Raw genomic sequence first — 14,540 nt, 5'->3', positions numbered from 1 at the left:
GCCCCATGCAGCTATTCCTGCTTCAGCTCGTTTTCGTGTTGTCGTGGAGTTCCGGTTTCATCGGCGCGAAGCTCGGCGCGGAGACGGCCGGTGCGTTCAACCTGCTGTTCTGGCGGTTCCTGCTCGTCACGCTGTGCCTGGCGGTCGTCCTCAACCGGCGGCTGGGGCGCCTGACGCTCGAAAAAATCCGCTATCACGCGGTGATCGGCTTCCTGTCGCAGTTTCTTTACCTGACCTGCGTGTACATCGCGATTCAGCATGGGCTGCCGCCGGGCATCGCCGCGATCGTCGCCGCGTTGCAGCCGCTCATCACGGCCGCGATGACGTCGCTCGAGGGCAGCGAGCGCAGCGGGGCGCGCCAGTGGGCCGGGCTCGTCGTCGGGTTCGTCGGCGTGGGCATCGTGATCGGCGGGCAATATGCGTTGCCGGCCGGGTCGGTCGGGATCGTCATGTACCTGTTGCCGCTGGTGTCCGCGCTGGGGCTGTCGATCGCGACGATCTATCAGCGGCGGCGCGCGCTGACGGCCGCGCGCAGCAACGAGGACGGGCTGTTCCTGCCGCTGTTCGTGCAAGGGTGCGTGAGCCTCGTGCTGTTCGCCGCGTGCGGGATCGTCACGGGCAACCTGCATGTGCCGACACAGCCGAACGTATGGGTGTCGGTCGTGTGGCTGACGGTGTTCTCGACCTTCATCGCGTACCTGTCGCTGTGGGCGCTGCTCAAGCGCATGCCTGCGACGCGCGTGGCGACCCTCGTCTATCTCGAGCCGCCGGTGACGCTGTTGTGGGCCGCATGGATGTTCGGCGACCGGATCGAGGTGACGACCTATCTCGGCATCGTCGTCGTCGCGATCGGTGTGTGGCTGGCCGGCAGGCACGTCGAGCGGCCCCCGCGGGCGCGGCGGGCGGAGATGAAGGCGGCCGGGCGCTGACGGGCTGGCCGCGCGGGCGATTCCGGTGTAGCGTCGCGAGACAACCCGACTCGCGAAGGAACCCGATGAAAGTCAAACGGATCGTCGCCAACATCGACACACGGTCGGTCGACGACGCAACGCGTTTCTACCGGCAGATCTTCGGTCTCGACCTGCTGATGGATCACGGCTGGATCGCGACTTACGGCAATGCCGAGCAGATGGACGTACAGATCAGCTTCGCGTCGCAGGGCGGATCGGGCACGCCGACCCCCGATCTGTCGATCGAGGTCGACGACGTCGACGAAGCGCTCGAACGGGTTCGCGCGGCCGGCATTCCCGTCGAATACGGGCCGGCCGACGAGCCGTGGGGCGTGCGGCGCTTCTACGTGCGCGATCCGTTCGGCAAGCTCGTCAACGTGCTCGCGCATCGCTGACCCGACGCGTCGGGCAAGCTTCCGCGCGGCGACGTTCAGGCATGCAACGCCAGCCCCTTCACCGCCTTGTCCACGGCCTTCTTCGGCCCGTGCAGCGCCAGACCGACCAGATCGGGATTGGCCGCATCCTCGGCGCGAAACGCCGCGCGGTTGGCTGCGTCGTGGCCGGTCGAAAACATCGCGCGCACGTAGGGCACGATCGTCAGTTCGCGCGATAGCGCCTGCCGGTGCGCGGCCTGCAACCCGTTCAGGTCGGCCGCGAATACCAGCATCGGCTGGCCGAGCATCCGGCCGTAGCGGCGGCCGGCCGCATCCTCGTAAGGTTCGCCGAGCGCGTCGGGCGCGCCGGCCGCGACCCCCGTCGCGAGAAACGCGACCACGTTGAGTTTTTGCCATGCGGCGAGATCGTCGCGCACGATCAGCGCTACTTTCGTATCGAACATGCTTGCTCCTGGTTGGAGCGTCCATGATCGGATGCCGCGCGCGATCAGTCTGGAACGTTTGTGCAGAGTTGCCGGTACGCGGCCGGCGTGATCCGGTACGCGCGGCGGAACCAGCGGCCCAGATGGCTCTGGTCGGCAAACCCGACGTCCGCGGCCGCCTGCGCGGGCGTGCGGCCGGCCGCCAGCAGCCGGCGCGCGGCGCGCAGCCGCAGGCGGACGAGGTAGGCGTGCGGCGACGTGCCGAAGGCGCGCTGGAACATCCGCGTCAGCCGGAACCGGTCGATGCCGGCGACGCCCGCCAGTTCATCGAGGCCGATATTGCCATCCATGTGTGCATGCAGCAGGTCGCGCACGCGGGCGATCGCGGGCGGCACGACGCCGCTTTCCAGCGCGGGCGGGCCGCGCAGTTCGCCGCCGAGCCGCGTCAGCAGGCGGTCGAGCGTCTGGTCGCGGGCGAGCCGGCCTTCGTTGTCGTGGATCGCGAAGAATGCGTTGCGGATCGCGTCGACGAGGCTGCGGTCGTCGACGAGCGTATGGCCGAACGTGGCTTCGACGCCGCCGAGGCCCGGCAGGTCCAACCGGCGCGCGGCGCGCTCGACCCACGCTTGCGGCAGGTACAGCATGCCGTAGGTGAAGCCGCCGGCCTCGGGCGCGTGGCCGTCGTGCATCGCGCCCGGCTCGATCAGGATCGCGCGGCCCGGCACGCTGGTATGCAGCGACCGGTGGCACTGGAAGCGCTGCACGCCCTGTTCGGTGAAGCCGACCAGCATGTCGTCGTGATCGTGCGCGTCGTACGCGTGGCCGTTGAAATGCGCGTGCAGGCTTTCGATGCCGGTTTCCGCATCGCGCCGTGCGACGAGCCAATGGTCGGTCGTGGCGGTTGTCGTCATCGGATGCCTCGCGCGTGGTCGTTGCGTGACGGATAGTGTACGCAGGTCGCGGGATGGCGGCGGCGGGCGCGGCTCATGCGTCGTTCGCCGCCGCCTGTGCTTCACGCGCATATTGCGCGGGCGGCCGGCCGACGTGCCGCGTGAAGGCGACGCTGAACGTGCTGGCCGAGCTGTAGCCGACGCGCCCCGCGACCTCCGCGATGCGGCCCTCGTTGCGGCGGAGCAGGTCCTTCGCGAGCGCCATGCGCCACGTCAGCAGGTATTCCATCGGCGCGACGCCGACCGCGCGGCTGAAGCGTTCGAAGAACGTCGAGCGCGACAGCGCGGCTTCCTTCGCGAGTTCGACGATCGTCCACGGGTGCGCGGGGCGTTCGTGCATCTGGCGGAGTGCCGCGGCCAGGCGGTTGTCGGCAAGGCCGCGCACGAGGCCCGGCGACGCGTTCGTGCCGGACGTGAAGCGCAGCGCCTCGATCAGCAGCACTTCGAGCAGGCGCGCGAGCACGATCTCGCGGGCAGGCCGCTGCGCGCGCGATTCGTCCCGCACCAGTTGCACGAGCGTGGTCAGCCGCGGTTCGCCGCGCACGTGCACGAAGCGGGGCAGCAGCGACACTAGCAGCGAGGCATCGGGCGAACCGAAGCTGCAGTTGCCCGCCATCATCCGCGTGTCGACCGGGTTGGCCGGATCGCCGATCCGGTATTCGCCGTGCTCGAGCGCGACGGGCGATGCGGTCTCGACGCCCGGCGCCGGCGGTTCGAGGCTGGACATCGCGACGCCGTGCGCGGCCGGAATCAGCATGAAATCGCCGGGCAGCAGCTCGATCGGCGCATGCCCGTCGATCGCGATCCGGCACCCGCCGTCGAGGATCGCGCAGTAGAACGGCTCGCCGGCGACCGTGCGGCTGATCGCCCACGGGCTCGCGCCGCGCACGTACTTCGAGTGCCGCGCGCCCGGTTGCAGCAGCGTCACGACTTCGGTCAGCGGGTCGATCATCGCCGGACTCTCGCAAATGAAAAGCGGATTTTAGATTGTAGCGAATACGGATCCAGCCATCTATCGTACGAACACCTGCCCCACCCGTCACAGGAGTTTGCATGAAGACCGTATTGATCACCGGCTGTTCCTCCGGCTTCGGCCTCGAGATCGCGCGCCATTTCCTGGCCCGCGACTGGCGGGTCGTCGCGACGATGCGCACGCCGCGCGAGGACGTGCTGCCGCCGTCGGCTAACCTGCGCGTGCTGCCGCTCGACGTGACGAACGCGGACAGCATCCGCGCCGCGATCGACGCGGCCGGCCCGATCGACGTACTCGTCAACAACGCCGGCTTCGGCGCGGCCGCACCGGCCGAACTGACGCCGCTCGACACGGTGCGCGCGCTGTTCGAGACCAACACGATCGGCACGATCGCGCTCACGCAGGCCGTGCTGCCGCAGTTTCGCCAGCGCGGCGCCGGCGTGGTCGTGAACGTCACGTCGAGCGTCACGCTGAAGGCGCTGCCGCTGGTCAGCGCTTACCGCGCGAGCAAGGCGGCGGTCAATGCGTTCACCGAATCGATGGCGGTCGAACTTGCGCCGTTCGGCGTGCGCACGCATCTCGTGCTGCCGGGCCGTGCGCCCGACACGCGTTTCGGCGACAACGCACGCGCGAACATGCACGGTTTCGAGCACGAGGCGTATGCGGAATTCGTCGGGAAGGCCGTCGCGCGGATGCTCGATGCGACGGGGCCGATCACCCATGCGCAGGATGTCGCCGAAGCCGTATGGCGTGCGGCGACCGATCCGTCGAGCCCGCTGCACATGCCGGCCGGTGCCGATGCGCACGCGTGGGCGGCGGAAGCAGGCTGATCGATCGGGCGGGCGTCCGTCGTGCCGGTCGGGCAACCCGGCACGACGGTTCGCGAGAGGCGGGGACGCGCGTTACAGCGCGCGCGTGATCGCCTGCTCCAGCAGCGACAGGCCGAGGTCGATCTCCGCCTCGCTGACGGTCAGCGGCGGCGCGATCCGGAACACGCCGCCCATGCCGGGCAACTGCACGATGTTCATGCTGAGCCCGAGGTTCATGCACTCGCGCGTGATTTTCGCGCCGAGCCCGTCCGCCGGCTCCTTCGTGCGGCGATCCTTGACGATCTCGACGCCGAGCAGCAGCCCGCGCCCGCGCACGTCGCCGATGCAGTCGAACCGCTCCATCAGGTCGAGCAGCCCGCGCCGGAGCCGGTCGCCCATCGTGTTGGCGCGCGCGACGAGCCCGTCGCGCTGCACCACGTCGAGCACGCGCAGGCCGACGGCCGCCGGCAGCGGGTCGGATACGTGCGTCGTGTAGAACAGGTAGCCGAGTGCGTGCGCACGCTCCTCGATGGCCGCGGACGTGACGATCGCCGCGAGCGGCAGGCCCGCGCCGAGCGTCTTCGACAGCGTCAGGATGTCGGGCGTCACGCCGTCGCGCTGGCACGCGAACATCGTGCCGGTGCGGCCGACGCCCGTCTGCGCCTCGTCGAGGATCAGCAGCATCCCGCGCTGCTCGCACTTGCGCTTGAGCGCCGCCATATAGCCTTCCGGCAGCTCGATGATCCCGCCCGAGCTGAGGATCGGCTCCGCGATGAACGCGGCGAGGTTGCCGCTCGACTGGCGGTCGATCAGGTCGAATGCGTAGTCGAGTTCGGCGAGCGGGTCGTACGCGCCGTTGCGCTCGAAGCGCGGCCGGTACGCGAACGGCGCCGGAATCGCGAACGACCCGACCGACGCCGGGCCGACACCCTTGCGGCCCGCGCTGTACGTGGCCGACGCGGCCGCGCCCGTCATCCCGTGCCAAGACTGCGCGAAGCCGACGATCTCGTACTTGCCGGTGACGAGCTTCGCCATCCGGATCGCCGCTTCGTTCGATTCCGCGCCGGTGCTGAGCAGCAGCGCGCGGTCGAGCCCGGGCGGCGTGACGTCGGCGAGGCGCGTCGCGAGATCGACGACCGGCCGCGACAGCATGCCGCTGAACAGGTGGTCGAGCTTGCCCGCGTAGTCGCTGATCACCGACACGATCTCCGGATTGCAGTGGCCGAGCACCGCGCTCATCTGGCCCGACGTGAAATCGAGGATCGCGCGGCCGTCGGCGTCGTAGACGAAGCTGCCTTTCGCGCGCTCGATGATCATCGGCTCGAACGTGCCGCCGTAGCGGACCAGGTGCTGCCTGGCGTTGCGCCAGAAGGTTGCGTCGTCGTTCAGGGACATCGGGCGTCTCCGCGCAAAAAGGGCTGGGATCGCTTGCAGTCTAGGCGCGCGTCTGGTTTGATGGAAACGAATAGTTCTTATGCAAGGTAGAAAAGGAGCTAATACCTTGGGACTTTCGCTTGAAATCGACCTGCTGCGGTCGTTCGTCGTGATCGCCGAGGTGCGCGCGCTCAGCCGCGCGGCGGCGCGCGTCGGCCGGACCCAGTCCGCGCTCAGCCAGCAGATGAAGCGGCTCGAGGAAGTCGTCGACCAGCCGCTGTTCCAGCGCACCGGCCGCGGCGTGGTGCTGACGCATCCGGGCGAGCGGCTGCTCGTGCACGCGCAGCGCATCCTGCGGCTGCACGACGAGGCGATGGCCGACCTGTGCGGCACGGGGTTGTCGGGGTCGATCCGGTTCGGGTGCCCGGACGATTACGCGGCGGTCTGGCTGCCGTCGCTGCTGCGGCAGTTTTCGAGCCAGCATCCGCAGGCGATCGTCGAGGTCGTGTGCGGGCCGACGCCGCGGTTGCTCGAACAGCTGGAGAAACGCGCGGTCGATCTCGCGATGATTTCGCTGCCGGACGACGGCGCGCACGCCGACATCATTCGCCGCGAGCAACTCGTGTGGATCGGTTATCCGGGGCTGGAGCCCGAGCATTTCGATCCGCTGCCGCTCGCGCTGTCCGATCGCGACACGCTCGATCACATCGCGGCGTGCGACGCGCTGGATCGCGTCGGCCGCGATTACCGCGTCGCGTATGCGAGCAGCAGCCTCGCGGGGTTGATCGCGCTGGTGCGCTCGGGGCAGGCGTTTGCGGTGATGACGCAGACGGCCGTGCCGGCCGACCTCGCGATCGTCGTCGGCGGCCTGCGGCTGCCGCCGCTGCCGGCTGTCGGCATTACGCTGAAGTTCGACCGGAAACGGCCGTCGCATCTGACGGCAGCGTTTGCCGAGCACATCCGGAATGCGTTGCCGCTGTTGTGACGCGCGATGTCCGCGGGTTTTCGAGAATGGATTTCCGGATCGATTCGGTCCGTCTGCGGATGGATTGTCAATGAATGTCAGCGCGCCTTGTGCGCCGGAATATGAAACGGGAGGATCGGGTATCCGGCGAAGCAGGCGGTGCCTTCCACGCAGGTACGGAAGCGATCTGTAAGGCGCCGGTGCGACCGGCCCGATTCGGCGGAGACGGATCGAAGCGCCCCCGTGGCGCTGGATCGCGGCGGGTCGGCCAATCAATTTCGACGAGGTTCACTCGTTCCTGATGAAAAGGAATCCTTATCATGAAGAGAAGGGGAGGCGCGGCCGTCTGGATCCTGGCCGCCATGGTGATGGGGATCATCATCGGCTACATGATTTACACCAATTTTCCGGACAAGAAGGCCGCGACCGAGATCGCCGGTTATATCTCGCTGGTGTCCGACGTGTTCCTGCGCCTGATCAAGATGGTGATCGGCCCGCTGGTGTTTTCGACACTGGTGGTCGGCATCGCGCACATGGGCGATGCGGCGTCGGTCGGACGCGTGTTCACGAAGGCGCTGGGCTGGTTCGTGACGGCGTCGCTGCTGTCGCTGCTGCTCGGCTTGCTGATGTCGAACCTCCTGCGGCCCGGCGAGAACCTCGGCCTGCCGCTGCCCGATATCGGCGCGACGGCGAATCTCGCGACGGCGAAGTTCACGCTGAAGGATTTCATCGGGCACATGGTGCCGAAATCCTTCGCGGAATCGATGGCCAACAATGAGATCCTGCAGATCGTCGTGTTCTCGATGTTCTGCGGGGTGGCGCTGGCTTCGCTCGGCGAACGGGCCGCGGCGCTCGTGGCCGTGATCGAACAGACGTCGCACATGATGCTGAAGATCACCGGCTACGTGATGAAGCTTGCGCCGCTCGCGGTGATGGCCGCGATGGCGGCGACGGTCGCGGTCAACGGCCTGTCGATCCTGTACAAGTTCGCCGTGTTCATGGCCGACTTCTACCTGAGCCTGACGTTGCTCTGGACCTTGCTGGTGCTGGCCGGGCTGCTGTTCATCGGCCCGCGCGTATTCAAGCTGCTGGTGCTGATCAAGGAAGCGTTCATGCTGTCGTTCGCGACCGCGAGCTCGGAGGCCGCTTATCCGAAGATCCTCGACGCGCTCGACCGTTTCGGCGTGAAGCGCAAGATCTCGAGCTTCGTGATGCCGCTGGGCTACTCGTTCAATCTCGACGGCTCGATGATGTACTGTACGTTCGCGTCGCTGTTCATCGCGCAAGCCTACGGCATTCACCTGTCGCTCGGCACGCAGGTGTCGATGCTGCTCGTGCTGATGCTGACCTCGAAGGGCATGGCGGGCGTGCCGCGCGCATCGCTCGTCGTGATCGCGGCGACGCTGCACCAGTTCAACATCCCGGAAGCCGGCCTGCTGCTGATCCTCGGTGTCGACACGTTTCTCGACATGGGGCGCTCGGCCACCAATGCGGTCGGCAACTCGATCGCCAGTGCGGTGGTGGCCAAGTGGGAGGGCGAACTGCTGTCGGAGAGCGATGCGCAGGCGCACGCCGCGCTCATGGACGCGGAGCTGGCCGCGTCGAACAAGCAGACCGCCGGCGCCTGAGCGGCCGTGTCATCTTCCGCGCGCAGACGCCGAATCATGCGTCTGCGCACGTCGTCCGTGTCCGGTCCCGTGCGGGATCGGAAAGTCTGAATTCAAACGTAGTCCTGAATATCAGGCACATCCCCAGCGTCTGATGCCCGCACCTGCCCGATCGGGATTTCGATCCCGGTTGCGGCCCGTCCCCTCTCTCCCGACGTTCCGCTCGATGCCGCACCACGCACGCGTGCCGGCCTGACGAGTCGTACGCCGTCTTGTTCTCCGTGGCGATACAGGCTCGGGACCCGTCCTACGACGGTCGCGGGGCTTCTGTCGGATTTACGCGCGCCGACGGCGAAATAGACTTCCAATCGAGCGACATGATCGTACGGGACGGAACACGAAGCCGACCGGCCCGCGTCGCTCGCGCAAGCGCTTCGGCATGTCGCCCGACGGTCGCACGCTGCCGGCACCGTCGACGTCGACCGCTCTTGGGGGAGCGGCCCGCCTGTATCGGCAGACGAGGGGCAATCGCCTGACACGGGCGTTGCCCGACTGTTTCCGGACCGGATCCGGACCAAATCGTTACGCCCAGAGGGTCGACACACGTCGTGCCGGTGCGCCGGCCGACCGTCGATGCCGTGCGACCGGATGCCGTCGCATCGTGCGCCGCGTCGGGCGAATGCCTATCGAGGGGGTCATCATGACCACGTCATTTCGTATCGTCGGCGCCGCGGTTGTCGCATGGGCGTGCGCCGTTGCCAGCTTTCCGGTTCAGGTTTGCGCCGCGACGCTCACGGAGTACACGGCGCCGCGCCATGCCGCGCGGGCGCGTCCGGCGGTACGGGCCGTGCCGGCGGCCGTGACGGTCCGGGCGGCAAGCGACGGCAGCGACCAGACCGATGCGTTGCAGGCCGCGCTCAACGCGTTGCAGGCCGGGCAGACGCTGATCCTCGCGCCGGGACGCTACACGGTCAGCCGCTCGTTGTCGGTGGCGACGTCGGGCGTCGTGGTGTCGGGCTACGGCGCGACGCTCGTCGCGACCAACCCGTCCGACCAGACGATCGTGATGAGCGGCGCCGGCTCGACGCTGGTGGGCGTGACGCTGGTCGGTACCGGCACCACGCGGCTCACGACGCCGGCGTCGACCAAGGTCGAGGTGACGGGCACGGGTGTCCAGGTGCTCGGCGTGACGATCCAGGGCGGCGCCAGCGCCGGGATCTTCGTGTTCGGCGGCAGCAACGTCGCGATCGTCGGCAATACGGTGAGCGCCACGCTGGCCGACGGCATCCATACGACCTACGGCTCGACCAACGTGCTCGTGCAGAACAATACGGTGAAGGGGACCGGCGACGACCTGATCGCCGTCGTCAGCTATCTGGGAGACGGCCGCGTCAGCAGCAACGTGCTGATCGATCGCAACACCGTGTCGGGAAACGCGTGGGGGCGCGGTATTGCGGTGGTCGGCGGACAGGCCGTGACGATCTCGAACAACACGGTCGACGGCGTGCAGAAGGCGGCGGGCATCCTGCTGGCGCAGGAGGATAGCTGGAAGACCTACGGCGTGTCGAACGTCGTGATCGACGGCAACGTGGTGACCAACGTCCAGAATTCGACCGTGAACAACGGGTTGCAGCCGACGCAGCAGGCGGCGCTCGAACTGGACACGTGGTCGGGCACGGTGTCGACCGTGACGGTCACGCGCAATCGCGTGACGGGATCGGGCTATGCGGGATTCCGGGCGCTGGGCAACGTATGCGACTTCGAGGTCGCGGGCAACACGTTCGCAGCGATCGCGGGTAGCGCGGTGTCGTTGCTGTCGAGCGGATGCACGGCCAGCCGGATCGTCGCCAGCGGCAATACGCTGGATGGCGTCGCACTGGTGCCGCCGGTCGGCGCATCGTCGTCGGGCACGATCGCGGCCGCGGGCGCGGCGACGACGGCGATGCCGCAGGTGCGCACCGGCCTGATGCAGTCGTCGGGCAGTGCGGCGCCGGCGGCCGGCGCCGCACGATGACGTCGCGACGACGATCAGAGGAGCCCCAGGCGCTGGCCCGCGGCCGCGGCCTGGGTGCGATTGCGCACGTGCAATGCCTTGAAGATGGCGGTGATATGGGCTTTCACGGTTTTCTCGGACAGGCCGAGCCGGTCGGCGATGAGCTTGTTCGGCACGCCTTCCGCGATCAGGCGCAGCACGTCGAGCTGGCGCAACGTCAGGCGCGGGCTGTCGGGTTCGTGCGCGGACGGCGGGTCGCGATGCGCCGATTGCATGTCGAGCAGCAGCGGCGGCACGTACCGCTCGCCGTTCATCACCATCTTGATGGCCGACAGCAGCGTGTGCGCGGTGGCGGACTTGGGGACGTAGCCGAGCGCGCCGCGCGTGAATGCCGCGCGTACGTCCTGCGGGTCCTCGGACGAAGACAGCACGACGATCGGCAACTCGGGCCGCAGCTGCGTGATCCCGTCAATCGCGGCGAAACCGTCCATGCCGCTCATTTTCAGATCCAGGACGATGACGTCGAGGTCGGTGTGCAGCTCGAGCAGCCGCAACGCGTCGTCGGCGTTGCCCGCCTGAATGTCGATCATCCCGCCATTGTCCTGGCGCAACAACGTCGCCACGCCGTCTCGCAGAACCGGATGATCATCGACAATGAGTATTTTCATGAAAATAAAAATAAAGTCGGAGGCAGATCTCTTTCGCTCATAGGGAATCCGGGGTTTTCGAAAAGTCTTAATACTTTGGTCGTATGCGACGCCGTTTTTCCATGGGCTAACGTCGGATTTACATCCGGTCAAGCGTGTTTGACACTGAATCGTCGCGGTTTTCGGTGCGCTGGGACGCACAACGAGCGTCACGAAGATCGCGATGGCAAGGGCTCGGGCAAGCTGCGGAAGCCGAGAGTTTTCGGGGTGCGATCGAACCCGGGTGCAGACTATACGATAAAAAGAACCGAACGTGCCAATACGGGGTGCGCTGATTATTTCAATTGATTGCCTTCTGAAAATCAGGCAATTGACGCCGAGGCGGGCGATTCACACCGTAAAACCAGACATGTTCCTTTGCACGGATTTGACGGACGTCTCCATCGGCCTGATTCGATATCAATCAAGGTGCAATATGGAAACTATCAATGAAGAGGATTTAATTCGCGACCTGAACATGTCTTATCTGTGGCTGGCGCAGCGGTTGCTGCGGACGGATCGTGCGACCGGCATGTTTCGTCTCGGCGCGACGCCGGATATGGCGGAGGCACTGGAAAGCCTGTCGATGCGATCGATGCTGAACCTGGCATCGTCGGGCCAATTGATCTGCGTGCTGCGACTGAACCGACGCGATACGGTCGACGCGCTCGCGCGGCACGCGCCGTCGGACGAAGTCGCGCCGCTGCACGTCGCGCTGGCGTTCTCCAGTATGGGGGCGTTCGACCAGGATATGCCGTGAACGGCGCCGCCGATGCCGCGCATGCGGCGAGTCTTGCCGATCACGCGCGGCTCGTGCTCGATGCCGTCACGCTGATCCGGCTCGGTGCGCGCCCGCAGATGCTCGAGATCGAGCTGGCGCTGCCGCACGAGCGCTTGGTCCGCCTGTATCGCGAGGTGCGCGGCGTGGCGCCGCCAAAGGGCCTGCTGCCGTTTTCCAGCGACTGGTACATGACCTGGATGGCCAACATCCATGCGTCGCTGTTCCACAACATCTACCGCTTCCTGCGGATCGACGCGCGGTGTTCGCGACTCGACGCGCTGGTGAAGGCGTACGGGCTGTATGCGGGGCGATGTCGTGTCGCGCACTGCGATCCGCTGCTCGACCTGACGCGCGCGTGGATGCTGGTGCGCTTCGTCGACGGCGGCGTGCTGTCGACGGCGCGCTGCGTCCGGTGCCATGCCGTATTCGTGATCCATCGTCACGACCTGCGCCCCAATCGCGTCTGTGTCGCCTGCCGGCCGCCGGCACGGGCCGGCAAGCGCGCCGGCCACGTGAAGCCGGAGCCGTCCGCCGGAAGCGCGTGCGGCACGAACGCGCGGATCCGGCTTGACCCGGCAAGCGCCGGCGGACACGCGCGGTGCCGCTAGATCGCGACGCCGCGGGCGTCCGCGTCGGCCATCGAGCGCCGCCGCGCACCGGCGGCGACGAGATGACCGACCGCCGTGCGCAGTTTGCCGTTCGGCAGCGGACGGTGCAGCAGAACCAGCCCGCGCGCATGCGCCGCGGCCCGTTGTTCGTCGGTCGTATCGCCGCTGATCAGCAAGGCGGGCACGGCGGCGTCGAGCGCCCGGCGCAGCCGCTCGATGACCGCGATGCCGTTTTCACCGCGCGGCGGCAGGTAATCGCAGATCAGCAGGTCGGGTTGCCGCGCGCCGGCCGACAGCCGGTCGAGCGCCTCCTTGCCCGAGCGTACCGCGATCGTCTCGTAGCCCCACGTCGCCAGCAGTGCGGACAACCCGGTGCGGGTCGCGCGATTGCCGTCGATCACGACGACGCGCCCTGTCGTGCCGGGCACGTCGTCGTGACCGGCGATCGGCAGGTCGAGCGGATCGGGCGGGCAGGCGGCAAGCGCGATCGCGACTTCGAAGCACGAACCGCGGCCGGGCGTCGAGTGCACGGCCAGCCGGCCATCGAGCAGGGCGGCCAGCCGCCGCACGATCGCGAGCCCGAGCCCGAAGCCTTTCTCGTGATCGCGTTCGGCATTGCCGACCTGGTAGTACTCGTGGAACACGAGCTTCTGCAGGTGATCGGGAATCCCGCAGCCCGTGTCCCAGACCTGGATCGCGAGGCGGGTGCCGCGGCGCCGGCAGCCGACGACGATTCTTCCGCGCGCGGTGTAGCGCACCGCGTTGGAGACGAGATTGCGCACGATGCGTTCGACCAGCAGCGGATCCGATTGCACCACCGCGCGGCACGGCACGCGCGACAGCGCGACGCCTTTCGCTTGCGCGTCGAGCAGGCAGTCGTTGCACACGTATTCGAGCACCGCGTCGACGGCAAACGGCCGGCGCTGCACGTCGACGCTGCCGGCGTCGAGCCGCGAAAGATCGAGCAGCGCGCCGAAGAGCCGGCTGAGCGCGTCGGACGAGCGCTCGATGCGCTCGACGAGCTGGCGCCCGTCCGGCGGCATCGGGATGCCGTGCAGCGCGCCGATCAGCAGATTCAGCGCATGCGCGGACTGGCGCAGGTCGTGGCTGGCCGCCGCGAGGAATTGCGATTTGGCGAGATTGGCCTGGTCGGCGATGTGTCGCTGGCAGTCGAGGTCGACGGCGAGTCGTTCGATCCGTGCGTTCTGCGCCTGCAGATCGACTGCGTACCGTTCGGCCTTGAAGCGCAGGCGGATGTTCCGCGTGGCCGCACGGTTCGCCAGCAGCCCGAGATAGCCGATCACGCAGGCGATCAGCAGCATCATCGGCGCGGTCGTGCGCTGGAGCGCGTTCGTCGACAGGAGCGCGGCGCCGATATACGGGAGGGTGGCCGGCAACAGAAAGGCGATGAACGCCGGAAAGTACGTGCCGAGCACCGGGATGGCACCGGCCACGACGCCGGTCGTCGCGATGACCACGAGGCTCGCGATTTCGAAATCCGCGTGCGCCGCGAGATGAATCGACGCCCATCCCCAGCCCATGCCGGTGGCCGTGCTGAAGGCGGAGAGCCCCAGCGCCCAGCACTGCCAGCGGCTCGCGGACGACGGCGATCGCCGATACAGACGCGACAGCACGATCTGGCCGGTCGAGCACACGGCGATGTAGAGCGGCCACGCAAGGCCCGATGCGGGGGCAGGACGGCCGAGCCAGCCGATCGAAAGGGTCGCGAAGAGGGCAAGCAGCGTGCTGCCGACGGCGTAGGGCATCACGACGTCGTAGACGATCCTGACCTGTTCCGAGGCAATCCGGTCTCGCGACTGCATATGCGTCCACCAAGATCGCTGCGCACGGCAGCGGGGCGTATCGGCGCGCCCGGCACAGACGCGTATTCCCGTTACATCAGCATAGTCGTTGCGGTGTCGAAATACGCGGTATTTTTTGACGTAATCTGAAAAGTTACTCAGGACTACAGATGTAATTGAGAATCGCCGGTTTGGATTCGAACGGGGTTGCATTGGATTGTGCCTC

At 67.4% G+C, this 14,540-nt stretch carries 14 protein-coding genes; 8 read left to right on the top strand and 6 right to left on the bottom strand.

Features of this window, described 5'->3' with window-relative positions:
- Positions 1-5: 5 nt before the first annotated feature.
- Positions 6-929: a DMT family transporter gene (locus VXM69_RS12460; RefSeq protein WP_034186156.1), complete on the top strand. Its 924-nt coding sequence runs from the start codon at positions 6-8 to the stop codon at positions 927-929.
- Positions 930-994: 65 nt separating this feature from the next.
- The gene (locus VXM69_RS12455) at positions 995-1,345 is read left to right on the top strand and encodes a VOC family protein (protein WP_034186157.1); all 351 of its coding nucleotides are present in this window, start codon (positions 995-997) and stop codon (positions 1,343-1,345) included.
- 35 nt (positions 1,346-1,380) lie between these two features.
- On the opposite strand, the gene VXM69_RS12450 is transcribed toward VXM69_RS12455, so the two are convergent.
- From VXM69_RS12450 to VXM69_RS12440, 3 genes are all read right to left on the bottom strand, one after another.
- Positions 1,381-1,788, bottom strand: coding sequence for a DUF2000 domain-containing protein (locus VXM69_RS12450; protein WP_034186158.1), 408 nt, complete (start codon positions 1,786-1,788; stop codon positions 1,381-1,383).
- 44 nt (positions 1,789-1,832) lie between these two features.
- Positions 1,833-2,678, bottom strand: a complete 846-nt coding sequence (locus tag VXM69_RS12445; protein ID WP_059556874.1) for an AraC family transcriptional regulator — start codon at positions 2,676-2,678, stop codon at positions 1,833-1,835.
- Positions 2,679-2,751: 73 nt separating this feature from the next.
- Complete coding sequence (locus VXM69_RS12440; RefSeq protein WP_059556873.1) at positions 2,752-3,669, bottom strand: AraC family transcriptional regulator; 918 nt, start codon at positions 3,667-3,669, stop codon at positions 2,752-2,754.
- A 101-nt stretch (positions 3,670-3,770) separates the two neighbouring features.
- Here VXM69_RS12440 and VXM69_RS12435 point away from each other — a divergent pair, with 101 nt between their 5' ends.
- Complete coding sequence (locus VXM69_RS12435) at positions 3,771-4,520, top strand: SDR family oxidoreductase (protein WP_034186161.1); 750 nt, start codon at positions 3,771-3,773, stop codon at positions 4,518-4,520.
- Between the two features lie 72 nt (positions 4,521-4,592).
- On the opposite strand, the gene VXM69_RS12430 is transcribed toward VXM69_RS12435, so the two are convergent.
- Positions 4,593-5,894, bottom strand: a complete 1,302-nt coding sequence (locus VXM69_RS12430; RefSeq protein WP_367188689.1) for an aspartate aminotransferase family protein — start codon at positions 5,892-5,894, stop codon at positions 4,593-4,595.
- Positions 5,895-5,973: 79 nt separating this feature from the next.
- On the opposite strand from VXM69_RS12430, the gene VXM69_RS12425 reads away from it, so the two are divergent.
- The 3 genes from VXM69_RS12425 (at position 5,974) to VXM69_RS12415 (ending at position 10,458) form a co-directional block, all read left to right on the top strand.
- Positions 5,974-6,858: a LysR family transcriptional regulator gene (locus tag VXM69_RS12425; RefSeq protein ID WP_367188688.1), complete on the top strand. Its 885-nt coding sequence runs from the start codon at positions 5,974-5,976 to the stop codon at positions 6,856-6,858.
- A gap of 299 nt (positions 6,859-7,157) precedes the next feature.
- Positions 7,158-8,465: a dicarboxylate/amino acid:cation symporter gene (locus VXM69_RS12420; protein ID WP_059556871.1), complete on the top strand. Its 1,308-nt coding sequence runs from the start codon at positions 7,158-7,160 to the stop codon at positions 8,463-8,465.
- A 679-nt stretch (positions 8,466-9,144) separates the two neighbouring features.
- On the top strand, positions 9,145-10,458 hold the full coding sequence (locus VXM69_RS12415; protein WP_082744645.1) for a nitrous oxide reductase family maturation protein NosD: 1,314 nt from the start codon (positions 9,145-9,147) through the stop codon (positions 10,456-10,458).
- Between the two features lie 14 nt (positions 10,459-10,472).
- Here VXM69_RS12415 and VXM69_RS12410 read toward each other — a convergent pair whose 3' ends face one another.
- A complete protein-coding gene (locus tag VXM69_RS12410; protein WP_226252690.1) occupies positions 10,473-11,297 on the bottom strand; it encodes a response regulator transcription factor in 825 nt (274 codons plus the stop codon).
- Positions 11,298-11,493: 196 nt separating this feature from the next.
- Between VXM69_RS12410 and VXM69_RS12405 the strand changes: the two genes are divergently transcribed.
- Positions 11,494-11,883, top strand: a complete 390-nt coding sequence (locus VXM69_RS12405) for a flagellar transcriptional regulator FlhD (protein ID WP_083286533.1) — start codon at positions 11,494-11,496, stop codon at positions 11,881-11,883.
- The gene (gene flhC / locus VXM69_RS12400; RefSeq protein WP_367188687.1) at positions 11,880-12,512 is read left to right on the top strand and encodes a flagellar transcriptional regulator FlhC; all 633 of its coding nucleotides are present in this window, start codon (positions 11,880-11,882) and stop codon (positions 12,510-12,512) included. Before VXM69_RS12405 ends, flhC begins: the two co-directional genes overlap by 4 nt.
- On the opposite strand, the gene VXM69_RS12395 is transcribed toward flhC, so the two are convergent.
- On the bottom strand, positions 12,509-14,335 hold the full coding sequence (locus VXM69_RS12395) for a hybrid sensor histidine kinase/response regulator (RefSeq protein WP_124669646.1): 1,827 nt from the start codon (positions 14,333-14,335) through the stop codon (positions 12,509-12,511). The genes flhC and VXM69_RS12395 overlap by 4 nt on opposite strands.
- Positions 14,336-14,540: the final 205 nt, after the last annotated feature.

Origin of the sequence: Burkholderia sp. Ed8 (assembly GCF_040761425.1) — a bacterium.
GTDB lineage: Bacteria > Pseudomonadota > Gammaproteobacteria > Burkholderiales > Burkholderiaceae > Burkholderia > Burkholderia seminalis.
Note: the sequence above shows the minus strand (reverse complement) of the source record. Positions and strands in the feature narration are given on the sequence as shown.